This is a genomic window from Janthinobacterium sp. NKUCC08_JDC (assembly GCF_019345575.1).
Classification (GTDB): domain Bacteria; phylum Pseudomonadota; class Gammaproteobacteria; order Burkholderiales; family Burkholderiaceae_D; genus Janthinobacterium; species Janthinobacterium aestuarii.
The window spans coordinates 145,901-170,485 of sequence record NZ_JAHKQW010000001.1 but is presented as its reverse complement, the minus strand read 5'-3'; the positions used below and the strand labels follow the sequence as shown (position 1 = coordinate 170,485).

27 protein-coding genes and 2 tRNA genes are annotated in these 24,585 nt (G+C 61.8%); 21 read left to right on the top strand and 8 right to left on the bottom strand.

What is annotated here, in order from left to right; translation table 11 throughout:
- Nucleotides 1-33 precede the first annotated feature (33 nt).
- The 9 genes from KO538_RS00830 (at nucleotide 34) to KO538_RS00790 (ending at nucleotide 8,062) form a co-directional block, all read left to right on the top strand.
- Nucleotides 34-2,250, top strand: coding sequence for a GGDEF domain-containing response regulator (locus KO538_RS00830; protein WP_128142686.1), 2,217 nt, complete (start codon nucleotides 34-36; stop codon nucleotides 2,248-2,250).
- A gap of 130 nt (nucleotides 2,251-2,380) precedes the next feature.
- Complete coding sequence (locus KO538_RS00825) at nucleotides 2,381-3,247, top strand: urease accessory protein UreD (RefSeq protein WP_219327227.1); 867 nt, start codon at nucleotides 2,381-2,383, stop codon at nucleotides 3,245-3,247.
- Nucleotides 3,248-3,269: 22 nt separating this feature from the next.
- A complete protein-coding gene (locus tag KO538_RS00820; protein ID WP_034751936.1) occupies nucleotides 3,270-3,572 on the top strand; it encodes an urease subunit gamma in 303 nt (100 codons plus the stop codon).
- A 21-nt stretch (nucleotides 3,573-3,593) separates the two neighbouring features.
- A complete protein-coding gene (locus tag KO538_RS00815; protein ID WP_034751935.1) occupies nucleotides 3,594-3,923 on the top strand; it encodes an urease subunit beta in 330 nt (109 codons plus the stop codon).
- 1 nt (nucleotide 3,924) lies between these two features.
- Nucleotides 3,925-5,625 (top strand): urease subunit alpha, encoded by a 1,701-nt coding sequence (gene ureC / locus KO538_RS00810; protein ID WP_219327226.1) that lies wholly within the window; start codon nucleotides 3,925-3,927, stop codon nucleotides 5,623-5,625.
- A gap of 13 nt (nucleotides 5,626-5,638) precedes the next feature.
- A complete protein-coding gene (ureE, locus tag KO538_RS00805) occupies nucleotides 5,639-6,163 on the top strand; it encodes an urease accessory protein UreE (RefSeq protein WP_219327225.1) in 525 nt (174 codons plus the stop codon).
- Nucleotides 6,163-6,843 (top strand): urease accessory protein UreF, encoded by a 681-nt coding sequence (locus KO538_RS00800; RefSeq protein WP_219327224.1) that lies wholly within the window; start codon nucleotides 6,163-6,165, stop codon nucleotides 6,841-6,843. The genes ureE and KO538_RS00800 overlap by 1 nt, the downstream gene beginning before the upstream one ends.
- Before the next feature lie 23 nt (nucleotides 6,844-6,866).
- A complete protein-coding gene (ureG, locus tag KO538_RS00795; RefSeq protein WP_219327223.1) occupies nucleotides 6,867-7,505 on the top strand; it encodes an urease accessory protein UreG in 639 nt (212 codons plus the stop codon).
- The gene (locus tag KO538_RS00790) at nucleotides 7,502-8,062 is read left to right on the top strand and encodes a HupE/UreJ family protein (RefSeq protein WP_257620109.1); all 561 of its coding nucleotides are present in this window, start codon (nucleotides 7,502-7,504) and stop codon (nucleotides 8,060-8,062) included. Before ureG ends, KO538_RS00790 begins: the two co-directional genes overlap by 4 nt.
- Here the strand turns inward: KO538_RS00790 and KO538_RS00785 are convergent.
- Nucleotides 8,059-8,670, bottom strand: a complete 612-nt coding sequence (locus KO538_RS00785) for a 1-acyl-sn-glycerol-3-phosphate acyltransferase (protein ID WP_070304693.1) — start codon at nucleotides 8,668-8,670, stop codon at nucleotides 8,059-8,061. The genes KO538_RS00790 and KO538_RS00785 overlap by 4 nt on opposite strands.
- 250 nt (nucleotides 8,671-8,920) lie before the next feature.
- Here KO538_RS00785 and KO538_RS00780 point away from each other — a divergent pair, with 250 nt between their 5' ends.
- A complete protein-coding gene (locus tag KO538_RS00780; protein WP_034751929.1) occupies nucleotides 8,921-9,142 on the top strand; it encodes a hypothetical protein in 222 nt (73 codons plus the stop codon).
- Nucleotides 9,143-9,259: 117 nt separating this feature from the next.
- Here KO538_RS00780 and KO538_RS00775 read toward each other — a convergent pair whose 3' ends face one another.
- The 5 genes from KO538_RS00775 to KO538_RS00755 form a co-directional block, all read right to left on the bottom strand.
- Nucleotides 9,260-10,324, bottom strand: coding sequence for an alkene reductase (locus tag KO538_RS00775; RefSeq protein WP_219327222.1), 1,065 nt, complete (start codon nucleotides 10,322-10,324; stop codon nucleotides 9,260-9,262).
- A 56-nt stretch (nucleotides 10,325-10,380) separates the two neighbouring features.
- Nucleotides 10,381-10,677, bottom strand: coding sequence for a helix-turn-helix transcriptional regulator (locus tag KO538_RS00770; protein WP_034751927.1), 297 nt, complete (start codon nucleotides 10,675-10,677; stop codon nucleotides 10,381-10,383).
- 139 nt (nucleotides 10,678-10,816) lie between these two features.
- Nucleotides 10,817-11,989, bottom strand: a complete 1,173-nt coding sequence (locus KO538_RS00765; RefSeq protein WP_034751926.1) for a helix-turn-helix transcriptional regulator — start codon at nucleotides 11,987-11,989, stop codon at nucleotides 10,817-10,819.
- Between the two features lie 72 nt (nucleotides 11,990-12,061).
- Entirely contained in the window at nucleotides 12,062-12,643 is a 582-nt protein-coding gene (locus KO538_RS00760) for a hypothetical protein (protein WP_139248212.1), read from the bottom strand.
- A 164-nt stretch (nucleotides 12,644-12,807) separates the two neighbouring features.
- Nucleotides 12,808-13,167 carry a DUF1304 domain-containing protein gene (locus KO538_RS00755; protein ID WP_034751924.1) on the bottom strand — a complete coding sequence of 120 codons (360 nt, stop codon included), beginning with the start codon at nucleotides 13,165-13,167 and terminating at the stop codon, nucleotides 12,808-12,810.
- Nucleotides 13,168-13,379: 212 nt separating this feature from the next.
- Between KO538_RS00755 and sugE the strand changes: the two genes are divergently transcribed.
- The gene (sugE, locus tag KO538_RS00750) at nucleotides 13,380-13,700 is read left to right on the top strand and encodes a quaternary ammonium compound efflux SMR transporter SugE (RefSeq protein WP_046684095.1); all 321 of its coding nucleotides are present in this window, start codon (nucleotides 13,380-13,382) and stop codon (nucleotides 13,698-13,700) included.
- A gap of 23 nt (nucleotides 13,701-13,723) precedes the next feature.
- Complete coding sequence (locus tag KO538_RS00745) at nucleotides 13,724-14,053, top strand: SMR family transporter (RefSeq protein ID WP_219327706.1); 330 nt, start codon at nucleotides 13,724-13,726, stop codon at nucleotides 14,051-14,053.
- Nucleotides 14,054-14,214: 161 nt separating this feature from the next.
- Here the strand turns inward: KO538_RS00745 and KO538_RS00740 are convergent, their stop codons facing one another.
- A complete protein-coding gene (locus tag KO538_RS00740; RefSeq protein ID WP_080698569.1) occupies nucleotides 14,215-15,177 on the bottom strand; it encodes a succinylglutamate desuccinylase/aspartoacylase family protein in 963 nt (320 codons plus the stop codon).
- Between the two features lie 139 nt (nucleotides 15,178-15,316).
- Between KO538_RS00740 and KO538_RS00735 the strand changes: the two genes are divergently transcribed.
- Nucleotides 15,317-16,426, top strand: coding sequence for an acyltransferase (locus KO538_RS00735; protein ID WP_219327221.1), 1,110 nt, complete (start codon nucleotides 15,317-15,319; stop codon nucleotides 16,424-16,426).
- A gap of 1 nt (nucleotide 16,427) precedes the next feature.
- On the opposite strand, the gene KO538_RS00730 is transcribed toward KO538_RS00735, so the two are convergent.
- Nucleotides 16,428-16,892, bottom strand: coding sequence for a hypothetical protein (locus KO538_RS00730; RefSeq protein ID WP_034751919.1), 465 nt, complete (start codon nucleotides 16,890-16,892; stop codon nucleotides 16,428-16,430).
- Nucleotides 16,893-17,028: 136 nt separating this feature from the next.
- Here KO538_RS00730 and KO538_RS00725 point away from each other — a divergent pair.
- From KO538_RS00725 to pheT, 8 genes are all read left to right on the top strand, one after another.
- Nucleotides 17,029-17,105 (top strand) — tRNA-Val (locus KO538_RS00725).
- Between the two features lie 63 nt (nucleotides 17,106-17,168).
- Nucleotides 17,169-17,245 (top strand) — tRNA-Val (locus tag KO538_RS00720).
- A gap of 213 nt (nucleotides 17,246-17,458) precedes the next feature.
- The gene (thrS, locus tag KO538_RS00715; RefSeq protein WP_034751987.1) at nucleotides 17,459-19,366 is read left to right on the top strand and encodes a threonine--tRNA ligase; all 1,908 of its coding nucleotides are present in this window, start codon (nucleotides 17,459-17,461) and stop codon (nucleotides 19,364-19,366) included.
- A gap of 12 nt (nucleotides 19,367-19,378) precedes the next feature.
- Entirely contained in the window at nucleotides 19,379-19,939 is a 561-nt protein-coding gene (gene infC, locus KO538_RS00710) for a translation initiation factor IF-3 (RefSeq protein ID WP_205711303.1), read from the top strand.
- Between the two features lie 227 nt (nucleotides 19,940-20,166).
- Nucleotides 20,167-20,364, top strand: a complete 198-nt coding sequence (rpmI, locus tag KO538_RS00705; RefSeq protein WP_038493025.1) for a 50S ribosomal protein L35 — start codon at nucleotides 20,167-20,169, stop codon at nucleotides 20,362-20,364.
- A gap of 26 nt (nucleotides 20,365-20,390) precedes the next feature.
- Complete coding sequence (rplT, locus tag KO538_RS00700; protein WP_010399214.1) at nucleotides 20,391-20,750, top strand: 50S ribosomal protein L20; 360 nt, start codon at nucleotides 20,391-20,393, stop codon at nucleotides 20,748-20,750.
- Between the two features lie 145 nt (nucleotides 20,751-20,895).
- The gene (gene pheS / locus KO538_RS00695) at nucleotides 20,896-21,912 is read left to right on the top strand and encodes a phenylalanine--tRNA ligase subunit alpha (protein ID WP_034751917.1); all 1,017 of its coding nucleotides are present in this window, start codon (nucleotides 20,896-20,898) and stop codon (nucleotides 21,910-21,912) included.
- Nucleotides 21,913-21,990: 78 nt separating this feature from the next.
- Nucleotides 21,991-24,417, top strand: coding sequence for a phenylalanine--tRNA ligase subunit beta (pheT, locus tag KO538_RS00690; protein WP_219327220.1), 2,427 nt, complete (start codon nucleotides 21,991-21,993; stop codon nucleotides 24,415-24,417).
- Nucleotides 24,418-24,585: the final 168 nt, after the last annotated feature.

Sequence of the window (24,585 nt, the reverse complement as noted above, 5' to 3'; positions counted from 1 at the left end):
CCGCGCCTCATCCAAAGCTGAGAGAACTGCTACATGCACCGCGATTTTTCGGAAGTGAACTCGAAGGGCGAAGTACTGATCGTTGAAGATACGCCGGCTTCGCTGAAGCTGTTGAGCGATTTGCTGGGCGGCGCCGGCTATGCCGTGCGCCAGGCGCCGAACGGTGAGCTGGCTCTGTGGACGGCTCAGGCGCGCCCGCCTGAGCTGATCCTGCTCGACGTGCGCATGCCCGGCCTCGACGGCTTTGAAGTGTGCCGCCGCCTGAAGGAGATACCGTCCCTGTGCCAGGTGCCGGTGATCTTCCTGTCGGCCCAGTACGATACGGACGACAAGGTGCGCGGCTTTGCGCTGGGCGCCGTCGATTTCATCGCTAAACCCTTCCAGGCCGAGGAAATCCTCGCCCGCACCGACGCCCACGTGCGCCTGGCGCGGGCGCAGCTGCAACTGGCGCAGGAGCGCGCCAACCTGGAACGGCGGGTGGCCGAACGCACGGCCGAACTGGAGCAAGTGGCCAGCACACTGGCGCGCGAAGTGCAGATCCGCCGCGCGAATGAAGAATTGCTGCGCCTGTCGGGCCAGGTCTTCGAAGCGACCCAGGACGCCATCTTGATCACCGATGCGGCCGGCGTCATCGTCACGGCCAATCCCGCCTTTACGCGCATCACCGGCTACGCGGCGCAGGAAGTGGTGGGTACGGACATCATGCGCCTGCACGCCGAATACACGGGCGAAGCGGTGCTGCTGGCCCTGCGCCAGGGCTTGCGCAGCAGCGGCTGCTGGTCGGGCGAGGTGCAAACGCGGCGCAAGAGCGGCGATACCTATCCCTGCCTGCTCAGCGTCTCCACCGTGCACGGACCCGATGGCGCCGTCGTCAACTATATCGGCGTATTCCTCGACATCAGCGAACGCAAGGCCGAGCAGCATCTGATCGATTTCCTTTCCTACCACGATGCGCTGACCGGTTTGCCGAACCGCGTGCTGCTGCGCGAGCGCTTCGAGCAGGCGCGTGCGAACGCCGTGCGCGACAGCCAGCAGGTGGTGCTGATGTGCCTCGACCTGGACCGTTTCAAGAATATCAACGATTCGCACGGCCAGGCCGTCGGCGACAAGGCGCTGCAAGTGGTGGCGCGTTTCCTGTCCGGCTGCGTGCGCGAAGGCGACACGGTGGTGCGCCAGGGCGGCGACGAATTCCAGATCCTGCTGCAGGACGATGCCCTGCTGGGGCGTACCCTGGGGCTGGCGCAAACGATCCTGGCCGGCTTGCGCGAAGAACTCAGCGTCGATGGCGAACGCCTGGCGCTGACGACCAGCATCGGCATCGCCATGTGTCCGGCCGACGGCGACAGCCTCGATGACGTGCTGCGCCACGCCGACACGGCCCTGGTGCGCGCCAAGGAAATGGGGCGCGACCATTACGCCTTCTTCACGGAGCGCATGGGCAGCGATATCCGCGCCCGCCTGGCGATGCAGCAGCAGCTGCGCGGCGCCATCTGCCGCGATGAATTCGAAGTGCACTACCAGCCGCAGATGTGCTTGCGCACGGGTGCCTTGCTGGGCGCGGAAGCCCTGCTGCGCTGGGATAACCCGGTGCTGGGCAAGGTGCCGCCCGGCCTGTTCATCGCACTGGCAGAGGAATACGGCTCGATCACGGCCATCGGCGAATGGGTGCTCGAAAGCGTGTGTGCGCAAATCCGCGCCTGGCACGACGCTGGCCTGGGCAGCATCAAGGTGGCCGTCAACCTGTCCGGCAAACAGTTCGCACAGGACCGCACGGTGCCGTTCGTCGAGGCGGCCTTGCGCAAATACGGTATCGCGCCCGCCTGCCTCGGCATCGAGATCACGGAAAGCACGGTGATGGGCGACCCGGACAAGGCCGTGGCGGCCCTCACGCGCCTGAAGGATATCGGCGTGGGCATTTCGCTCGACGATTTCGGCACCGGCTATTCCAGCCTCGGCTACCTGAAACGCTTTCCCATCGACGTGCTGAAGATCGACAAATCCTTCGTCGACGACGTCACCACCAGCAGCAGCGACGCGGCTATCGCCCGTTCCGTCATCTCGCTGGCGCACAACCTCGACATGCGCGTCATCGCCGAAGGCGTGGAAACGCGCGAACAGGTCGACTTCCTGACGGAACACGGCTGCGATGAAATGCAGGGCTATTTTTTCAGCCGCCCCCTGGCCGCGGAAGCCTTCACGGCCTTGCTGCGCGAACGGCGCACCCTGGCCGTAACAGTGGCCGTGGCCTGAGCGCCGCGGTGCGGCAGATGCACCATGCCGGTGCGCCCGCCGCAGCGCGGTGCACGATTCTCACTTTTCCTTCCCCTGACGCTGGCACATATCCTGCTTAGGTAATCGCTTATTTACGCGATTGCCCCGCATGCCAGACAGCACCCGACCAGTCACGCCTTTACCAGCCAGCGCGCACAGCGCCTGGCAGGCGCAGCTGCGCCTGGGCTTTGCCTTGCACGATGGCGTCAGCCGCCTCGTCGAGCGCACGCATAGCGGCCCCCTTCGCGTGCAAAAGCCCCTGTACCCGGAAGGCGGCGCCGTCTGCCACGCCATCATCATCCATCCGCCCGGCGGCGTCGTGGGCGGCGACCAGCTGGCAGTCGACGCCACGGTGGGCGAGGGCGCGCACGCCTTGCTCACGTCGCCGGGCGCGGCCAAATGGTACCGCGCCAATGGCCATGTCTCGGGCCAGCACATCGTGCTGCGCGCCGGTAGCGGCGCGGCCATCGAGTGGCTGCCACAGGAAAGCATTTTCTTCGACCAGGCGTGCGTGCGCCTGCGCCACGAAGTGGAACTGGCGCCGGAAGCCCGCTACATCGGCTGCGACATCGTCTGCCTGGGCCGCAGCGCCTCGGGCGAAGTTTTCAATACGGGCAGCATCAGCCAGCAGGTGCAGATTCGCCGTGGCGGCAAGCTGCTGTGGTGGGAACAGGGTGTGCTGGCTGGCGGCGGCGCGCTGATGGCCAGCCCACTGGGCTTGGCGGGCCACACTGTGTGCGCCACCCTGATCGCCGTCGGCGCCCCCGTTCCTGCCGCCGTGCTGGCGGCCGTGCGCGGGATCGCCGTGCCGGCCGGCGCCGCGTTTGGCGCCACGCACATGAAATCGCTGGTGGTGGTGCGCCTGCTGTGCGGCGACAGCGAGGCGGCGCGCCGCGTCATGCTGGCCGCCTGGCAGCTGCTGCGCCCCGCCATGCTGGGACGCGATGCCGTCGTACCCCGCATCTGGAACACTTAATCAGGAAAGAACAAGGAAAACCATGGACCTGACTCCCCGCGAAAAAGACAAGCTGCTCATTTTTACGGCCGCGCTGCTGGCTGAACGGCGCCTGGCGCGCGGCTTGAAATTGAATTATCCGGAAGCGGTGGCACTGATCAGCGCCGCCATCATGGAAGGCGCGCGCGATGGCAAGTCGGTGGCGCAGCTGATGTCGGACGGTACCAAGATCCTCTCGCGCGCCGACGTCATGGACGGCATCGCCGAGATGATCCCCGACATCCAGGTGGAAGCGACCTTCCCCGATGGCAGCAAGCTGGTGACCGTGCACCACCCGATACCGTAGTTTTTTGAGAAGGAGCCCCTCATGACCCCAGGCGAATACCAATTGGAAGAAGGCGAAATCAGCTTGAATGCCGGGCGCGCCACGGCCACCGTGGTGGTGGCCAACCGGGGCGACCGGCCGATACAGGTCGGCTCGCACTTCCACTTTTTTGAAGTCAACCCGGCGCTGGCTTTCGAGCGCTGGCGCGCCTACGGCATGCGCCTGAACATCACGGCCGGCACGGCCGTGCGCTTCGAGCCGGGCCAGCAGCGCACGGTGGAACTGGTGGCGCTGGCGGGCGAGCGCAAGGTCTATGGCTTCAATGGCGAAGTGATGGGCGAACTGCAAGACACACCACCGGGAAAGGATTGAGATGGCCAGCATTCCCCGCAGCGCGTATGCCGAGATGTTCGGCCCCACCAAGGGCGACCGCATCCGCCTGGCCGACACGGAACTGTTCATCGAGATCGAGCATGACTATGCGATCTACGGCGAAGAGGTGAAATTCGGCGGCGGCAAGGTGATCCGCGACGGCATGGGCCAGTCGCAGCGCTGCGCGGCCGAGGTGATGGATACCGTCATCACGAATGCCGTCATCCTCGACCACTGGGGCATCGTCAAAGCCGACATCGGCTTGAAGAACGGCCTGATCTTCGGCATCGGCAAGGCGGGCAATCCGGACATCCAGCCTGGCGTGACCCTGGCCATCGGCGGCGCCACCGAGATCATCGCCGGCGAAGGCATGATCATCACGGCCGGCGGCGTCGACACGCACATCCACTTCATCTGCCCGCAGCAGATCGAAGAAGCGCTGATGAGCGGCGTGACCACCATGCTGGGCGGCGGCACGGGACCGGCCGTGGGCACGGCCGCCACCACCTGCACGCCGGGACCGTGGCATTTGCACGCGATGCTGGCGGCGGCCGATGCCTTCCCCATGAACCTGGGCTTCATGGGCAAAGGCAACGTCAGCTTGCCGCTGCCGCTGGAAGAGCAGGTGCGCGCGGGCGCCATCGGCCTGAAACTGCACGAAGACTGGGGCAGCACGCCGGCCGCCATCGACAACTGCCTGTCCGTCGCGGACCGCATGGATATCCAGGTGGCGCTGCACAGCGATACCCTCAACGAGGGCGGTTTTCTCGAGCACACGCTGGCCGCCTTCAAGGACCGCACCATCCACACGTTCCACACGGAAGGGGCGGGCGGCGGCCATGCGCCAGACATCATCGCCGCCGTGGGCCAGTCCAACGTGCTGCCCTCGTCGACCAACCCGACGCGCCCATTCACCGTCAACACGCTCGACGAGCACCTGGACATGCTGATGGTGTGCCACCACCTGGATCCGGCCATTGCCGAAGACGTGGCGTTTGCCGAGTCGCGCATCCGCCGCGAAACCATCGCTGCCGAAGACATCCTGCACGACATCGGCGCCATCTCGATGATGTCGTCCGACTCGCAAGCGATGGGGAGAGTGGGCGAGGTGATCATGCGCACCTGGCAGACGGCGCACAAGATGAAGGTGCAGCGGGGTGCGCTGGCGCCCGACACGGCGCGCAGCGACAACTTCCGCGCCAAGCGCTACATCGCCAAGTACACGATCAATCCGGCCATCACGCACGGGATTGCGCACGTGGTGGGCTCCATCGAGGCGGGCAAGATCGCCGACATCGTGCTGTGGAAGCCGGCTTTTTTCGGCGTCAAGCCGTCGATGATTCTGAAGGGCGGCATGATCGCGGCTGCGCAGATGGGCGACCCGAACGCGTCGATCCCCACGCCGCAGCCCGTGCACTACCGCATGATGTTCGGCGCCTTCGGCGGGGGCCTGAAAAAGTCGTTTACCTTTGTCTCGCAGGCAGCCTACGACCTCGATATCGGGCATCAGCTGAAACTGAACAAATCCGTCATCGCCGTGAAGAACATGCGCGGCTTGCGCAAGCACGACATGATCCACAACAGCGCCACGCCGCACATGGAAGTGGACCCGGAAACCTACGCCGTGCGCGCCGACGGCCAGCTGCTCGTGTGCGAAGCGGCCGCCGTGCTGCCGATGGCGCAGCGCTATTTTCTATTTTAAGCAGGAGACAAGCATGCTGACTTTGCATACCAAACTGGGACCTGGCGATGAACGTACGCCGTTTGCCCAACTTGTGTTGCCCTACGACCAGCGCGAAAAATGCCGGCTGCGCGCCGTGCTGTCGAATGGCGACGACGTGGCCGTGTTCACCGTGCGCGGCACGGTGCTGCGCGACGGCGAACGCATGACGGGGCCGGAAGGGCAGGTGGTGCGGATCGTTGCCGCGCGCGAGCCGACCTATCTGGTGCAATGCGCCGATGCGCACACCCTACTGCGTTGCGCTTTCCACCTGGGGAACCGCCATACGCAGGCGCAGGTGGGCGACGGCTTTTTGCGCATCCGCAAGGACGTCGTATTGAAGGAGATGCTCGAAGGCTTACAGGCGATGGTGACGGAAGAAAGCGCACCGTTCGAGCCCGAGGCGGGCGCATACGGCGGCGGCCATGGCCACCACGACGGCCACGGCCAGCACTTGCTGGCGCCCGTGCCGCTGCGGCAGAAAATCCACCGTCCCGGCGATGTGCCAGGCGCTGCGTGATGCAGGCATCGGCCCTGCTGCATTTGCTGCAGTTCGCCAGCCCGGCCTTGCCGATCGGCGCCTACAGCTATTCGCAGGGGCTGGAAGCGGCGCTGGAGTCAAGCCTGGTGCACGACGCGGTCACGGCGCGCGAATGGATCGCCGAGCATCTGGCGCAGGTGGTGGCGCGCTGGGAAGCGCCTTTGTGCTGGCGGCTGATGCAGGCGTTCGAGGCGCAGGATTTGCGCGCCGTGCAGCGCTGGAGCGAGCGTTTCATCGCGTCGCGCGACACGGCGGAATTTCGCGCCGAAACCATCCAGATGGGCTATTCCTTGACCAAGCTGCTGGCCGAACTGGGCGTGGCCGACGGCGTCCTGATCGACATGCTGCAGGGCCAGCCGGAAGTGGCCTTGCCGACAGCGTATGCCTGCGCCGTGGCGGCACTGGCGATTCCCCCCGAAGAGGCGCTGCTGGCCATGCTGTTCGCCTGGGCGGAAAACCAGGTGCTCGTTTGCGTGAAATCCGTGCCGCTGGGGCAGGTGGCAGGGCAGCGCCTGCTGCTGTCGCTGCGCCCGGACTTGGAAGCGGCGGCCCTGACGGCGCAAACCTTGCCAGACGACGAGATGGGCAACTGGGCGCCCGGCCTGTCGCTGCTGTCGATGCGCCACGAAGTGCAGTACAGCCGCCTGTACCGTTCCTGAACACTACAACGAGAGACCATACTATGACATCGATCACTTCCAATCCGCTGCGCGTGGGCATCGGCGGGCCCGTCGGCTCGGGCAAGACGGCCCTGTGCGAAATGCTGTGCAAGGGCATGCGCGAGCGCTACGACATGGCCGTCATCACGAATGACATCTACACCAAGGAAGACATGGAAATCCTGCTGCGCGCCGATGCCTTGCCGGCCGAGCGCCTGATGGGGGTGGAGACGGGCGGCTGCCCGCACACGGCCATCCGCGAGGATGCGTCCATCAACCTGGAAGCGATCGCGCGCATGCAGGCGGATTTTCCCAACCTCGATTTGATCCTCGTCGAATCGGGCGGAGACAATTTGGCCGCCACTTTCAGCCCGGAATTGTCGGACCTGACGATTTACGTGATCGACGTGGCGGGCGGTGAAAAAATCCCGCGCAAGGGCGGGCCCGGCATCACGCGTTCTGATTTGCTGATCATCAACAAGACGGACCTGGCACCGTATGTGGGCGCCAATCTCGACATCATGGCGCAGGACGCCCAGCGCATGCGCGGCGCGCGCCCCTTCGTATTTACCAACCTGCGCAGCGGCGACGGCGTGCAGGTGGTCATCGATTTTATCCGCGAGCAAGGTTTGCTCGATCAACCAGGCAAGGAGCTGCAATGACTGCAAGACTGATGAAGAAAACGGCCGCCGTGGCTGCCCTGTGCCTGCTGGCCGTGCCCGCCATGGCGCATCCCGGCCATGGCGAGAGCGTGGGATTCCTGGCCGGGTTCGCCCATCCGTTCACGGGCATCGACCATTTGCTGGCCATGCTGGGCGTGGGCATCTGGGGCGGCCAGCAGCGCCGCGGCCTGGCCCAGCCCGCGACGTTTCTCGGCATGATGCTGCTTGGCGCGCTGGCCGGCATGGCGGGCTTGACGGTACCCGGGCTGGAAACGGGCATCGCCGCCACGGTGGCGCTGGTAGGGCTGGCTATCGCGCTGGCGCTGGCCTTGCCGAACTGGCTGGGCATGGGACTGGTGGGCCTGTTTGCGCTGGCGCATGGCAATGCGCATGGCCAGGAATTGCCGGCCGCCTCGGCCGCCTGCGGCTTCATGCTGGCCTCGGCCATCCTGCTGTGGGCCGGACGTTTCACCGGCCAGGTGCTGGCCGAGCGCATGCTGCGGGTGGCCGGCGTGGCCTTGACGGCCGCCGGCGTGGTGCTGATGGGAGTTGCTTAGGCGCCGGGGCGGCGTTCCGACAGCACGATGGGCGCCGCCTTTTCAGGATGCAAGCCCTGGTGGTCCGCATACACGGCGGCAATCGCAGCCATGTCGGCATCCTTGTCGCCCGTCAGATATAAATGGTCGACGACACCCAGCACCTTGTTCGGGTAGTCGATGTAGACCAGCAGCAAGGGCACCTTGGCTGCGACGGCCAGGTGATAAAAGCCGCTTTTCCAGTTGGGGCGGTAGCTGCGCGTCGCTTCCGGCGTGATGGCCAGCCAGTACCAGTCGGCCGCCAGCATGCGTTCGGCCTGACGCTGTATCGTGCCGCTGGTGGTGCTGCGGTCGACGGGTTCGCCGCCCAGGTAGCGCAGCACCTTGCCCATGGGGCCGCGGAACAGCGAATCCTTGGCCAGCCAGCGGAACGGCAGCGACAGCGCCCATTTGCCGAACAGGCCGACGATGAAATCCCAGTTGGACGTGTGCGGGTAGACGACGGCGATGCCGCGCGGCCCCGGCAAGGGGCGAAAGCGCATGCGCCAGCCAAACAGGTGCAGCACGCGCAGCGCGCAGCGCTGGTGCCAGGTCGGCAAGTCGCCCGCTTGTACAAATAAATCGTCCATTGATACCCTTCAGTGACACTGTTCTTAATGGGATGGCGCTGGTGGCCATTTTCCTTGAAGCAAAAATTCTGCGCAGGCATTCTATACGGGGCTGGCGGTGGCGACAAGCAGCCGAGGCCGCTATTCATGCGGTGCCGCGGCCGTTGCTGCCCCTATTTTAACGATGCTTTGTCACGGTGTCGGGCACTAAATGCGCACAATGTGGTCAAAACTTGATGCAAGGTTGATCCACCCGATAGGGAGCCATGGCATGAAAAACAATATCGATGATGGACATGGGCAGCAAGTCCGAACGGACAAAGTGATGGCCGAGCTCGTCGAGCGGGGCGTGGCGTTTCATCATGCGCTGGGGCGAACGGTGGCGACGGCCTATTTGCGCGAGCACGCGGTGCCGGCCGAGGTGATACGCCGTGTCTTCAGCAGCGTGCAGGCGCGCCGTCCGGCAAGGCCAGCTCGGCGCCGATGGCGCTGAAGGGCAGAAAAAACGGCGGGCGCCGCGATCGTCACGCAGTCCTTTGCGTTCGTATCGTTGCGCCCGCCGCCGGGGGGAGCCGCTAGTTGCTGCTCAGGGTGCCGCTCAGGGCGCCGTTCAGCCGTGGGCCGCCAGCGCCGGGTAGTCCGTGTAGCCGGCCGCGTCCGGCGCGTACAGGGTTGCCGGGTTCAGCGGGTTCAATGGCGCGTCGCTGTGCAGGCGGATGGGCAGGTCGGGGTTGGCGATGAACCACAGGCCAAAGGCGACGGCATCGGCTTCGCCCTTGGCCAGCAGGGCTTCGGCCGCCGCCTTGTCCATTTTTTCGTTGGCAATGTACACGCCGCCGAATTCCTGTTTCAGGTACGGGCCCAGGCGGTCGTCGCCAAGCGCTTCGCGCGCGCAGATGAAGGCGATGCCGCGCTTGCCCAGTTCGCGTGCCACGTAGCCGAAAGTGGCGTGCGGGTCGGAATCGCCCATGTCGTGCGCATCGCGGCGCGGCGCCAGGTGCATGCCGACCTTGTCCGCGCCCCATACCTCGATACACGCGTCCGTCACTTCCAGCATCAACCGGGCACGGTTTTCTATCGACCCGCCATAGTTGTCGGTGCGCAAGTTGGTGCTGTCTTGCAGGAACTGGTCGAGCAGATAACCATTGGCGCCATGGATTTCCACGCCGTCGAAGCCCGCTTTTTTCGCATTTTCCGCGCCAAGGCGGTAGGCCGCGACGATGCCGGGAATCTCTTCCGCATCGAGTGCGCGCGGCGTGACGAATTCCTGTTGCGGGCGTACCAGGCTTACATGGCCGGCTGGCTTGACGGCGCTGGGCGCCACGGGCAGGTCGCCGTCGAGGAAGAGTGGTGCGGAAATGCGGCCCACGTGCCACAGTTGCAGCACGATCAGGCCGCCCGCGTCATGCACGGCCTTGGTGATGTGTTTCCAGCCTTCCACCTGTTCCTCGGACCAGATGCCCGGGGTGTCGGCGTAGCCCACGCCCTGCGGCGTGACGGCCGTCGCTTCCGAGATGATCATGCCGGCCGAAGCGCGCTGCGTGTAGTACTCGGCCATCAGGGCGTTGGGCACGCGGCCCGGATTGCCAGCGCGCGAACGCGTCAGCGGCGCCATGATGATGCGGTTTTTCAGTTGCAGGCTGCCAATGGTGATGGGATCGAATAAAGTTGCCATGATGGTTGTCTTTCCTGTCGAGAGTGCCGCGTGCGGCGATGTGGATGGGGTTGCTGTTACAAACCTTGCTGCATGTGATCGAGAAAGGCCTGGATGGTCGCTTCATTGCGGCTGAAGAAACTCCATTGGCCCACCTTGGTGGCCGAAATCAGGCCCGCCTTCTGCAAGCTGGCCAGGTGTGCCGACACCGTCGATTGCGACAGGTTCAGGCGCCGGTCGATCAGGCCGGCGCACACGCCCAGGTGCAGCGGGTGATCCTGCTCCTGGAAATACTGTTCCGGCTCCTTCAGCCATTGCAGGATCTGCCGCCGCACGGGATTGGCCAGCGCCTTGTGGATGGCGTCGATATCCATATTGTTTCTCCTGAACATACAATTCGCTTTTCAGCGATGTATATATCGTGTTTGTTCAATCCTAATATCGCTGTTTTACGATATGACTATCTTACGATATAAATGAAAAGCGTGCTGGCGGCACGCATTTTTGACGGATTCAGGCGGGAAGGGGATTGCGTTGCAGCACGGCCGGACCTGTCAGCACGATGCGCACCAGGTCCACCTGGCGCTGGGCGCCGGCCTTGGCGGTGGCGCTTTTGATCTGCGTGCGCGCCGTGTGGATGGAAATGCGCTGGCGTTCGGCGTATTCCTGCAGAGAATAGCCGTTGACGAGCGCTTCCGTCAGGCGCGCCTCGGCCACCGTCATGCCATAGAAATTGCGCAAGGTGGCGGCCAGCGAGGTGATCAGGTCGCTGCTGTCGCTGAGGAAAACGGCGATGGCGCTGGCCGAACCGAATGGGCTGTGCCAGGAGGGCAGGGGCGTGACGCGCAGGCGCAACTGTTCGCCCGTCAGTCCGTTCAGATTGAGCACGCCGCCGGGGCCGCCTGCCGCCGTCGTGCCCGTTTGCGCGGCCTCGTGCAGCAGGCGCCGCAGCGCGCCGTTGTCCGCTTCGCGCGGGCAATACAGGGGCGCGCCTTCGCGCAGCTGCAGCAGCCGCGTCGAAGCTGTCATGGCCAGCGCCCGCTCATTGGCGTACAGCAATTGCGACGTGGCGTCGAGCAGCAGCACGCCAAACGGTAGCAATTCCAGTACCTGGGTGGAACTCTGGGACAGCACTTCCAGCCGGCGCAGCTTGCGCTGCAGGGCAAAGGCCGTTTGCAGGTGCGGCATCAGGTTGCGCATCAGCGCCAGCTCGCCCGCGTCGTAGGCACCCGCCCGTTCGCGGCGCACCACGGTGACGTTGGTGGAGCGTTCGGCGCGCAATTCGACGATGGCCGCCGCCGTATAAAAGATGTCTTGCGGGCGCAGCCAGTCCGTCCAGTATTCGGTTTTCTTCAGGCAATGGTCGGGAAACAGCATGGAGCCGGTGACGACGGCGCCTTCACGGTGCAGGGAGGCGTCTTCCAGCCAGACGTTGCGCGCACCGTAATAGCTGGCAAAGCTGGCCATGGCGTCCGATTCGAAGCCATACGTGGCGGCCAGACCGCTGCCCGGCAGCTGGACATCGACTGAGCGGTTGCTGAAATCATTGGCCCAGATCAAGCCTGCGTGCGACTGCAACTGTTGCGCCAGGGCGGCCAGGAATTGCGACCAGGCACCATGTTGTGTGGCCGCTTCGTAGATCAGGGTAATCAGTGCCTGGCTGGCGACGGCGAGCGATGGCGTCATTGGCGATCCTCATGGCGGCAAGCGGTGGGCAAGACAGACAAGGGCGGCCTTTGCTTCGGCCGCCCGGCTTTCTTAACGCGATTCCAGCCAGCTTTTGCCGCCGGACGTGCACGTGCTGAGGCTGGCGTACTGGCTCACATAGTTATAGCCGCCGCCACAGCCGCCTTCGCCCGATTTGACGGGGCCGTAGCAAGCGCCTTCATAGCTGAGCTTACCATTGACGGTGGTACTTTTGACACAGAAATTGTAGTTGCTTGCCGTGGTGTTGTTGGGCAAGGTGGTGCCATTGTTTTGCCCGCAGCCCAGTTCCTTGCTCACGCTGCGCGCGTAGTCGACCATTTTCTGGTACGTGCCGCTGTAGTAGGCATCGGCCTTGGCTTTTTCTCCCAGCTTGCAGGCGGCGATCACGCTGTCGTAGCCGGAATCGGCCTGCGCATAGTTGCCCGATACCTGGATGCCGCAGGCGCTGGCCTGCTTGCGTTCCGCGTCGCTGATCAGATTGCTGTACTGGCAGTTTGCCGAGGTGCCGCTGGTGCCGCCGGCGCTGGTGGAACCGCTGCCCGAGCTGGTGTCGTCGCTGCCACCGCCACCGCAGGCGGACAGCATGAGGCAGCCGAGTAAAGTGACGGCAAAGGTGGTTGGATGTGCTTGCATGATTTCCCCTGTGGACTGTGACGTGCCACCATGTATCTGGTGGTATCTTTTTTATTGCTACAAGGAATTGTATCGGGCATGTTTTTTGGAAACATCACCCATATGGGGTATGCGCAGGCAGCACGGAGCGGGGAAGGGCGGCCGGCTGGCCGCCCCGGCAGGCATCAGGCGAAGTGGAACAGCAGCAAGGCGATGACGGCAGGCACCGTTTGCAGGTAGAGGATGCGCGTCATGACGGTGGCCGCGCCCCACACGCCGGCCACGGCGATGCACGCCAGGCCGAACACGGTGAATGCATAAGCGATGGCCGCGTCAGGGTGAAAAAAGCCCAGTGCCAGCGCGGCGACGAGAAAGCCGTTGTAGCAGCCCTGGTTCGACATGGCGGGACGCACGATCTCCGCCTTTTCCTTGGACAGGCCAAACACCTTGCGTCCGCGCGCATCGAACAGCACGGTTTCCAGCAGCACGATATACACGTGCAGCAACAGGATGAGAGCGGTAAGGATTTGGGCCAGTAGCAGCATTGTTGTTCCCGAAAGTGAATGGATGCGGCAATTATGCTGCCAAGTGCATGTTTTTTGGCAACTTTCGATTAGAGCAGCCGCACTAGCGATAGTGTGCTTGGGGCAAGATTTTTCACCCAATGGTATACTTTTCCCTTTGCTCCTGTGGGGACGACCCCGCTCGATGTGGGGGCTGTATGGCGGGGACGACCCTGCCGCCTCGGGAGAAAAGTATGGCGTGGATCATTCTGGTATTGGCGGGTTTGCTGGAAATTGGCTGGGCCATCGGCCTCAAATACAGTGCCGGCTTTACGCGCCTCGTGCCCTCCGTGCTGACGGCGGTTTCCATGGTGGGCAGCGTGGTGATGCTGGGCCTGGCCTTGCGCACCTTGCCGCTGGGCACGGCCTACGCCATCTGGACGGGCATCGGCACCGTTGGCACGGCCATCTTCGGCATCATGGTGCTGGGCGAGCCGGCCAGCGCCGCGCGCATCGCCTGCATCGCCCTGATCGTGTCGGGCATCCTGGGCTTGAAACTGCTCAGCCCACAATAAAGGATGCCAGCATGAGTCTCGCCATGACCTATTTCTACCTGGCCATCGCCATCATCGCCGAAGTGATCGCCACCAGCGCCTTGAAGGCGTCCGAGGGCTTCAGCCGCTTGTGGCCCAGTGTCATCACGGTGGTTGGCTACAGCATCGCCTTCTGGTGCTTGTCCCTGACCTTGAAGGTCATTCCTACCGGTATCGTGTATGCGATCTGGTCGGGCGTGGGCATCGTGCTCATTTCCGCCGTCGGCTGGTTCTGGTTCGAGCAGAGCCTCGATACGCCAGCCTTGACCGGCCTGGGGCTGATCATTGCCGGCGTGCTCGTGATTAACTTGTTTTCCAAGTCCGTCGGGCACTAGGAGCCTATCCCAGTAGATGAATACATCCCCTGCTGGCGCCCCTCAGAAGCGGGGACTGCGTTGATCGTCGTCGCGTGGCTCGCCACGCGTCCTCCTCACGCCTTGTCCGCGCTCCTGATGAACTACCAGCAGATGACGCTCCCTACTGGAATAGGCTCTAATCAAAAACTGCTGGCAACCCGCGCCAGGTAATACCACTCGGCATTGGCTTGCGCGTTGACGTCCGGGAACAGGATGTAGGCGTCGAACTCGGCCGTCACGGGCGTGCCGTCCGCGCGCACGCCGATCTGCTCGCCCTGTTTCACCTTGTCAAAGCTGGACCAGGTCTTGATGAAGCGGTCGCCCGCATCGCGCTTGTCGTGCACGACGACCATGTTCAGCGCTTCCATGTCGGCATCGGCGATCGGTTCGGGCTGCGGCGCGTCGATGAAGCCGAGGAAGGCGAGCGTGTTCATGATGGCGCGGTAGGCAACGTCCGGCGCGGCCGGGTCCGCGTGCTGGCCGCATTCCAGGGTCAGCGCATAACCGCCCGTCGAGCGCATGTATTCCGTCGTGCCCACGCCGTAGCGCAAGACCATGCCCACCTGGTCGCTGCTGCCCAGGCGGCGCTGCACGCCGGCGCCATACGTTTGCAGCCAGCCATCGACGAAGCGGCGCACGCCCAGGCGGCGCGCCAGCGCGCGTTCCTTGTCTTCGTGCTTGAACGGTTGCAGCGGGCCATCGTTGTTGCGCGGACCCACCATGACGAAGGGCTGGCTGTCGGCATTAAACGAGTGCAAGTCCAGCAGCACGTCGTGCTGGCCCAGCAGCGGGCACAGCCAGTTGGCGATGCGGTCTTCGAAATCCTGTGGATTGTCATTCGGGAACAGGTTGCGGTTCAGGTTGCGGTCGCCGCTGCGCACGCCCTTGGCGTAAGCGAGCGGGTTGGTGATGGGCACGAAAGTGACGCTGCCGGCCACGATGGAGAGGGCGCCGCTGTCGAGTTCAGCCATCACGCGGTGGATGCCCTTGGTGCCGCAGGTTTCATTGCCGTGTACGGCGCCGGTGACGATCAGGCGCGGGCCGCTGCCCTGGCCCGTGTAGTTGATGGACTTGAAGTGGAGTGCGCTGCTCATGCTGGACATATCCTATGCTGTTGCGGGAAGGGAAAGCGGGGTCGGCATATTTTAGCGGGATTCGCCACAGGCTCCCGTAAAAATGTGCGCATCGCCGGGCCCGGCATGGCATGATCGGCGCCACCGTTGTTTTTCCTTGCCGAGATCCATGTCTTCTTCATCTTCTTCGCGCCTGTCTGGCCTCGATACCTTGCGCGCGCTGGCCATCGTGCTCGTCTTCATGAATCATTATTTGCTGTTCGTCAGCGAGGGCGGGGCGTTCGGTTTCTGGGGCGAAATCGGCTGGGTGGGCGTGGACCTGTTCTTTGCCCTCAGCGGCTACCTGATCGGCAACCAGATTTTTGCGGCCTTGCGCAGCGAGCACGGCTTTTCCTTGCCGCGTTTCTATGCGCGGCGCTTCCTGCGCACCTTGCCCAGTTTCTACGCCGTGCTGGCCCTGTATTACTTGTGGCCCGCGTTTCGCGGCGATAGCGCGTTATTGCCGCTGTGGAAATTCCTGACCTTTACGCAGAATATCAATCTGACGCCGGGTACGGCGTTTTCGCATGCGTGGTCGCTGTGCGTGGAAGAGCAGTTCTACGTGCTGCTGCCGGCCGTGGCGCTGTTGATCGCCGCCTGCCGCAAGTCCCTGCTGTGGGCCTGGCTGGCCGTGGCCGCCAGCTTTATCGTCGGCATGCTGGTGCGCGCCTATTTGTGGGAAGAGTATGTGCAAGTGCCGCGCGGCGGCCTTGGCTATTACAAGTATATCTATTACGCGTCGTGGTGCCGCTTCGACGAGCTGGTGGCGGGCGTGGCGCTGGCGCTGCTGAAGAATTACCATCCGGCCGCCTGGGCACGCCTGACATCCCATGGCAACCGCAGCTTGCTGGCCGGAATTGTCGGCACGGCGCTGATGTTTTATGTGTTCCTGAACGATCACTATGGCTACTGGGTGACGGTGTTCGGTTATCCGGCCCTGGCCGCCAGTTTTACCCTGCTGCTGATCGCGGCGCTCAGTCCAGCCAGCGCACTCTATCGACTGCGCTTGCCGGGCGCGGCCAGCCTGGCCCTGTGGTCGTATGCGATTTACTTGCTGCACAAGCAGCTGTGCATTTTATTGCGGCCCTATTTGCAAGACGTTGGCCATGGCGCCGATAGCCTCACAGCGATACTGGTCAGTATTGCTGTCAGCATCGCCACGGGCTGGCTTTTATATGCATTGGTGGAAACGCCGTTCATGCGCTTGCGGGCGCGCTACGTTCCCGCCACCCACGCCTGATTTACATATCGATGACGTCGAGCCCGCGCGGCGTGCCCACCAGCAATTCCAGGATTGCATGCACGCGCAGATTCGTGTCCTCGTGTTCCGTGTTGAAGATCAGGTTGCGCAGGCCGGGCACGGCTTCCGTGATGTGGTCGCTGGCGTAGGCGTTGATCAATAACAAGACCAGGTCCGTGGCGCCCGCGCCGGGCTGACGCCGCAACCGGTCGTGGATCACGTTCAGCAGCGCACGCTGCATGCGCGGCGTGGGATTGGTGATGTAAGCGAAGACGCTCGGCGTGTTGGCGATGGCCGCGCAGATGCGCCGCTCGATCTCGTCGGGCTTCACGTCGGAGGCGATATCGAAATACGCGGCGTCCCAGCGCGTACGCGCGTACGGATGATGGGGCGGGAAGGAGTCGGCCGTTTCAAAACCGCAAATGCGGCTCAGGGTTTTCAGCCAAGTTAGTATGGTGGAATTCATGCCCCGATTCTAGCGGCATTCAAGGCGCTGCGGGCCCCCTCTATATAAAGGAGGCTGACGCCCGGAGAATGATTAAAGTTTCCTGTAAAACAGCCCTTGTCATTCTGGGAAAGCCTCTCTATAATGCTGGTCTTCGGGGCGGTTAGTTCAGCTGGTTAGAATACTTGGTCGACATCCAAGGGGTCGGGGATTCGAATTCCTCACCGCCCACCAGAATTTAGCAGTAGATGGTTTTAAAGGCGATTGCTGATGCAGTAATCGATAAAAAAGTTTTACGGGCGGTTAGTTCAGCTGGTTAGAATACTTGGTCGACATCCAAGGGGTCGGGGATTCGAATTCCTCACCGCCCACCAGAATGCAGTTAGAGAGAAAGGGTAAACCGGTTATGACACCGCGAACTACTACCAAGCTTTGGGAGTGACGCTAGTCGAACGGGTTTCCTTTGTCTCAAGAAAGTGAAAAACGCGGCTAGTCCGCGTTTTTTTGCGTCCGCGTTTTCCTTTCAGTTTTTCAGTCCACACCACATTGCAGTTTTACCTGGCGCCAGCGCCGATATGGAGATCAATATGCTTACAATCCGACTTCCCGATGGTTCCGCCCGTCAATTCGACGGCCCGGTCACCGTGGCCCAGGTTGCGGCCAATATTGGTACCGGCCTGGCCAAGGCTGCCTTGGCCGGCAAGGTCGATGGCAAGCTGGTCGATACTTCCTATCTGATCGAGCAAGACGCGGAACTGGCGATCGTGACGGACAAGGACGCCGATGGCCTGGAAGTGATCCGCCACTCGACGGCCCACTTGCTGGCGTATGCCGTCAAGGAATTGTTCCCCGACGCGCAAGTGACCATCGGTCCCGTGATCGACAACGGTTTTTACTATGACTTCGCCTACAAGCGTCCGTTCACGCCCGAAGATCTGATCGCGATCGAAAAGAAAATGGCGGAACTGGCCAAGAAGGATGAGCAAGTCACGCGCAAGGTTGTCGCGCGCGATGAAGCCATCGAGTACTTCAAAGGCATCGGCGAAGCGTACAAGGCTGAACTGATCGGTTCGATCCCGGCCGACCAGGAAGTGTCGCTGTATTCCGAAGGCAAGTTCACGGACTTGTGCCGCGGCCCGCACGTGCCATCGACGGGCAAGCTGAAAGTGTTCAAGCTGATGAAGCTGGCCGGCGCCTACTGGCGCGGCGACTCGAAAAACGAGATGCTGCAGCGTATCTATGGCACGGCCTGGGCCAAGAAGGAAGATCAGGAACTGTATTTGCACAACCTGGAAGAGGCGGAAAAGCGCGATCACCGCAAATTGGGCAAGCAGCTCGATTTCTTCCATTTCCAGGAAGAAGCGCCGGGCCTGATCTTCTGGCATCCGAAAGGCTGGTCGATCTGGCAGCAAGTCGAGCAATACATGCGCAATGTGTACCAGGTCAACGGCTATCAGGAAGTCAAGGCGCCGCAAATTCTCGACCGTGGCTTGTGGGAAAAAACCGGTCACTGGGACAATTACCGTGAAAACATGTTCATCACGGAATCGGAAAACCGCGCCTATGCGCTGAAGCCGATGAATTGCCCTGGCCATATCCAGATTTTCAACAATGGCATGCGCAGCTACCGCGACCTGCCATTGCGCTACGGCGAATTCGGTCAATGCCACCGCAACGAACCGTCGGGCGCCTTGCACGGCATGATGCGCGTGCGCGGCTTTACGCAGGATGACGGCCACATCTTCTGCCTCGAAGAGCAGATCGCCGGCGAAGTGACGGCTTTCCACCAGCAGGCGATGGATGTGTACACGGCTTTCGGCTTCACGAATATCGATGTGAAACTGGCTTTGCGTCCTGATAACCGCATCGGCACGGAAGAGTCGTGGGATTTCGCCGAGGAATCCCTGCGTTCGGCCTTGCGCGCCTGCGGCGTGGAATGGACGGAATTGCCGGGCGAGGGCGCGTTCTACGGTCCGAAGATCGAATACCACCTGAAGGATAGCCTGGGCCGCGCATGGCAAGTGGGCACCGTGCAGATCGACCCGTCGATGCCGGGCCGCCTGGGTGCCGAATACGTGGCCGTGGACAATACGCGCCAGGTGCCGATCATGCTGCACCGCGCGATCGTCGGTTCGCTGGAACGTTTCATCGGTATCCTGATCGAACACTATGCGGGCGCCATGCCGTTGTGGCTGTCGCCGGTGCAGGTATCGGTGTTGAATATTTCCGACGCTCAAGCTGACTATGTACAGGAAGTTACAACAAAACTGCGCAAAGCGGGGCTGCGCGTACAGGCTGATTTGCGTAACGAGAAGATTACCTATAAAATACGTGAACATTCCGTACAAAAATTGCCTTATATCTTAGTGATTGGCGACAAAGAGCGGGATGCGAATACAGTGGCCGTGCGGGCGCGGGGCAATGTCGATCTGGGCGTGATGTCCGTCGATGCCCTGATAGAGCGACTCAAACATGAAGTCGACACCAAGGCCTGACGAGGAAACTCGCTGCACGACCGTCTTACAAGATTTTTAAAGGAAATTACAATAGCTACTGACAAGTCACATCGCATCAATGGCGAAATCACTGCCCCTGAAATGCGTTTAAGCGGGGTCGATAACGAGCCACTCGGTATCGTAAGTTTGGCTGAAGCCTTCCGCCTGGCGGAAGAGGCAAACGTCGATCTGGTGGAAATTGCGCCTACCGCGCAGCCACCGGTGTGCCGTTTGATGGACTACGGCAAATTTAAGTATTCGGAGCAAAAGAAAGCTCACGAAGCCAAATTGAAGCAAAAGATCATCCTCGTGAAGGAAGTCAAATTCCGTCCGGGGACTGATGATGGTGACTACAATATCAAGTTGCGTAATCTCATCAAGTTCCTCGAAGATGGCGATAAAACCAAGATCACCTTGCGTTTCCGCGGTCGTGAGATGGCGCATCAGGATATTGGCTTCCGCATGCTGGAACGTCTGAAAGCCGATCTGGAGCCGTACGGCCAGGTCGAGCAGTTCCCGAAGATGGAAGGCCGCCAAATGATCATGGTTCTTTCGCCTAAGAAGAAGAAGTAAGATACAATAGCGTTTTACTGTGGATCGACGTGGTTTGTGCCTGCATGGGCGCGACACCAGATTCCAGGCAGAATTTGCGCGGCCCGGTCAGCAATGCCCGGGCCGCGTGAACTGTAGTGGACTCGCATCCGCTGCACAACATGTGAAAGCAGGCATCTAAGCGCAGCGTCGTGTTGCCACCTGCAATCCTGTTATAAATGGAGCTGTCCGTAAGAGGACAGATTGCTATGCCTAAAATGAAGACCAAAAGCTCCGCGAAAAAACGTTTTCGCGTGCGTCCAGGTGGAACAGTCAAGTCGGGTCACGCGTTCAAACGCCACATCCTGACCAAGAAAACCACCAAAAACAAACGTCAGTTGCGCGGTACCCGTAACATCAACGCATCGGATGTCACATCCGTCATGCGCATGATGCCGACTGCTTAATCTCACACTCAATTTAAGGAGTTACTATGCCTAGAGTAAAACGTGGGGTTACAGCTCGTGCCCGTCATAAGAAGATTCTTGTTCAAGCTAAAGGCTACCGTGGTCGCCGCAGCCGTGTATACCGTGTTGCCAAGCAAGCAGTTATGCGCGCTGGCCAATACGCTTACCGCGATCGCCGCAACAAGAAGCGCGTTTTCCGCCGCCTGTGGATCGCCCGTATCAACGCCGCTTCCCGTGAGCATGGCGTAACGTACAGCGTATTCATGAACGGCTTGAAAAAAGCAAATATCGAACTGGACCGTAAAGTCCTGGCCGATATGGCTGTGATGGACAAGCCAGCATTCGCTGCGATTGTCAACGCAGTTAAAGCAAAAATCGCTGCGTAAGCATCGGTTATTGCACAACGTCATCCGTAGGGTGACGTCATAAAGAGCGGGGCAGGGGTGTGAACCTTATGCCCCGTTTCCGTTTTTGATTGTTGGACTTTTGATAATCGAGTCCAGAATTGATGTCCAAAACAGGAAATGCCGCATGAACTCCCTAGAAGAACTCGTCGTCTCGGCCCAGGCTGACTTTATCGCCGCCGCAGACGCTGCCGCACTTGAAAACGCCAAAGCCCGCTACTTGGGCAAGACTGGCCAGATTACCGAAATGATGAAGGGCCTGGGCAAGCTGGACCCGGACGCGCGCAAGGCGCAGGGCGCCCTGATCAACGCCGTCAAAGTGCAGATCGAAGACGCGCTGACGGCGCGCCGTGATGCGCTGGCCGATGCCCAGATGCAAGGCCGTCTGAACGCCGAGGCGATCGACGTGACCCTGCCAGGCCGTGGCCGCATGCCAGGCGGCATCCATCCCGTGATGCGCACGTGGGAGCGTGTCGAGGAAATCTTCCGCTCCATCGGTTTCGACGTGGCCGACGGCCCTGAAATCGAAAACGACTGGACCAACTTCACGGCGCTGAACAGCCCGGAAAACCACCCAGCCCGTTCCATGCAAGACACGTTCTACATCGATGGCAACGATACCGATGGCAAGCCCTTGCTGCTGCGCACCCACACGAGCCCGATGCAGGTGCGCTATGCGCGCACGCATACGCCGCCGATCAAGGTCATCGCGCCGGGCCGCACCTACCGCGTCGACAGCGACGCCACCCATTCGCCGATGTTCCACCAGGTCGAAGGCCTGTGGATCGCCGAAGACATCAGCTTTGCCGACCTGAAGGGCGTGTACCTGAATTTCGTCAAGGCCTTCTTCGAGACGGACGACCTGCAGGTGCGCTTCCGTCCATCGTACTTCCCGTTCACGGAACCGTCGGCCGAGATCGACATCGCCTTTGGCTCCGGCCCGTTGAAGGGCCGCTGGCTGGAAGTGTCGGGCGCCGGCCAGGTGCATCCGACCGTGGTGAAGAACTTCGGCCTCGATCCCGAGAAATTCATCGGTTTCGCTTTCGGCTCCGGCCTGGAACGCTTGACGATGCTGCGTTACGGCATCAACGACCTGCGCCTGTTCTATGAAGGCGACTTGCGTTTCTTGAAGCAATTCAACTAAGCGTTGTTCCGTTTGATTCATGGCGCTTGAGCGCCTGTGCGCTCGCGCTGTGAGCTTTGACCCTTTGAAGGCTTGATTATGCAATTTTCCGAAAACTGGCTCCGTACCATGGTCGATCCGAAGATGACTTCGGACGAACTGGCCCATCTGCTGACCATGTCCGGTCTCGAAGTCGAAGACGTCGATCCTGTCGCGCCCCCGTTCTCGAACGTGGTGGTGGGCCTGGTCCTGGAGATGGAAAAACATCCGAACGCGGACCGCCTGAATGTATGCCAGGTCGATGTCGGCACGGGCACCATGCTCAACATCGTCTGCGGCGCGCCGAACGTGCGCCCGGGTTTGAAAGTCGTCTGCGCGATGGCCGGCGCCGTGCTGCCGCCTGGCGCCGATGGCAAGCCGTTTGAAATCAAGGTGGGCCAGCTGCGCGGCGTCGAGTCGCAAGGAATGCTGTGCTCCGCGCGCGAATTGAAATTGTCGGAAGAAAACGCCGGCTTGATGGAATTGCCGGACGACGCGCCGATCGGCCAGAATTTCCGCGATTACTTTGCGCTCAACGACTTGAAATTCACCATCAAGTTGACGCCGAACAAGGCGGACTGCCTGTCCGTGCTGGGCGTGGCGCGCGAAGTGTCGGCACTCACGGGCGTGCCCCTGAATGCGCCGCAGTTCCGCACCGTGCCTGTTTCCAGCGACGAAATCCTGCCCGTGAAAGTCAGTGCGCCGGACCTGTGCGGCCGTTTCACGGGCCGCGTCATCCGCGGCTTGAACGCCAAGGCAGCCACGCCGGACTGGATGAAGCAGCGCCTCGAGCGCAGCGGCCAGCGTCCGCTGTCGGCCCTGGTCGATATCTCGAACTATGTCATGCTGGAACTGGGCCGTCCCAGCCACGTGTTTGACCTGGCCAAGATCCACGGCAGCCTCGACGTGCGTTGGGGCAAGGCGGGCGAATCCGTCAAGCTGTTGAATGGCAACACCATCGCCGTCGACGAGTGGATCGGCGTCATTGCTGACGATAAAGAAATCGAATCCTTGGCCGGCATCATGGGCGGCGACGCCAGTTCCGTGTCGGATGATACGGATAGCATTTATCTGGAAGCGGCATTCTGGTGGCCGAACGCCATTCAAGGCCGCGCGCGCCGTTTGAATTTCTCGACCGATGCGGCGCACCGCTTCGAGCGCGGCGTCGATTTCGCCACCACCGTCGAGCACATCGAACGCATCACCGCGCTGATCGTGGAAATTTGCGGCACGCCAGCGACCACCGTCGGCCCCGTCGACGACCACGTGGTGAACTTGCCGCAACGCCCGCCCGTATCGATGCGCACGGCGCGCGCGCAAAAAGTCATCGGCGTGCCGCTCAACGATGAGCTGATCGCCGATATCTTCACGCGCCTGGCCCTGCCATACACCTTGGCGGACGGCGTGTTTTCCGTGACCTCGCCCAGCTACCGTTTCGACATCGAGATCGAGGAAGACCTGATCGAGGAAGTGGCGCGCGTGTACGGTTTTGAAAACATCCCGACCTTGCCGCCCGTGGCGGCGAACGTGATGCAGATTGCACCGGAAAATACCCGCTCGCTGTTTGCGGTACGTCATGAACTGGCCGACCTGGGTTTCCAGGAAGTGGTTAACATGAGCTTTGTCGATACGGCATGGGAGCGCGATTTCTCGGGCAACACGAACCCGATCAAATTGCAGAACCCGATCGCCAGCCAGATGAGCGTGATGCGCTCATCGCTGATCGGCAGCCTGATCGCCAATGTGCGCTACAACCTGAACCGCAAGACGAACCGCGTGCGCATCTTCGAAGTGGGCGCCATCTACCAGCGCGACGACAGCGTGGAAAACGGCCCGTTGTCGGTGGCCGGCTACGCCCAGCCGAAGCGCGTCGCGGCCATGGCCTACGGCGCGGTTGCCGACGAGCAGTGGGGCCAGGCCGCACGCACGGTCGATTTCTTCGACGTGAAGGCGGACCTGGAAGCGCTGTTCGCGCCGCTGGTCTTGCGTTTCACCAAGGCGGAACATCCGGCACTGCATCCGGGCCGTTCGGCCAACGTGGAGCTCGATGGCAAGGTCATCGGTTTCATCGGCGAATTGCACCCGCGCTGGATGCAAAAGTATGACTTGCCGCTGGCACCCGTGCTGTTCGAAGTCGACGCCGCTGCCTTGACGCAACGAGTCGTCCCCGCGTACCAGGAAATCTCGAAATTCCCTGGCGCCAGCCGCGACTTGGCCGTGGTCGTCAAGCAATCGGTGGCCGTGCAGGATCTGCTCGACAGCTTCCACGCGGCAGCGAAGGCGAGCCCGGCAGCGCGTATCGTGCAAGCCATTGTTTTATTTGATGAATATCGTGGAAAAGGTCTGGAAGCGGATGAAAAAAGCCTTGCTTTCCGGATTAGCTTGCAAGATACTCAAAACACCCTGCAAGACGATGTCGTCGATGGCCTGATGGCTGTCCTGATCGATGCGGCCAAGCAGGGCCACGACGCGAAACTGCGTTCGTAATTACCGGACTGGCCGTCGCCTTGCGTGACGGCCTTTCCGTCGTCAATCGTAGACGAGCTTGCCATGTGGCGAGCTCGGGCGCACAGAAAAGGCAGGGCAGGAAAATTAATAACAGCGACGTTGATTCCGCCGTACTGCAATCCGCACTGGCCGCCGATTTGCATCGGG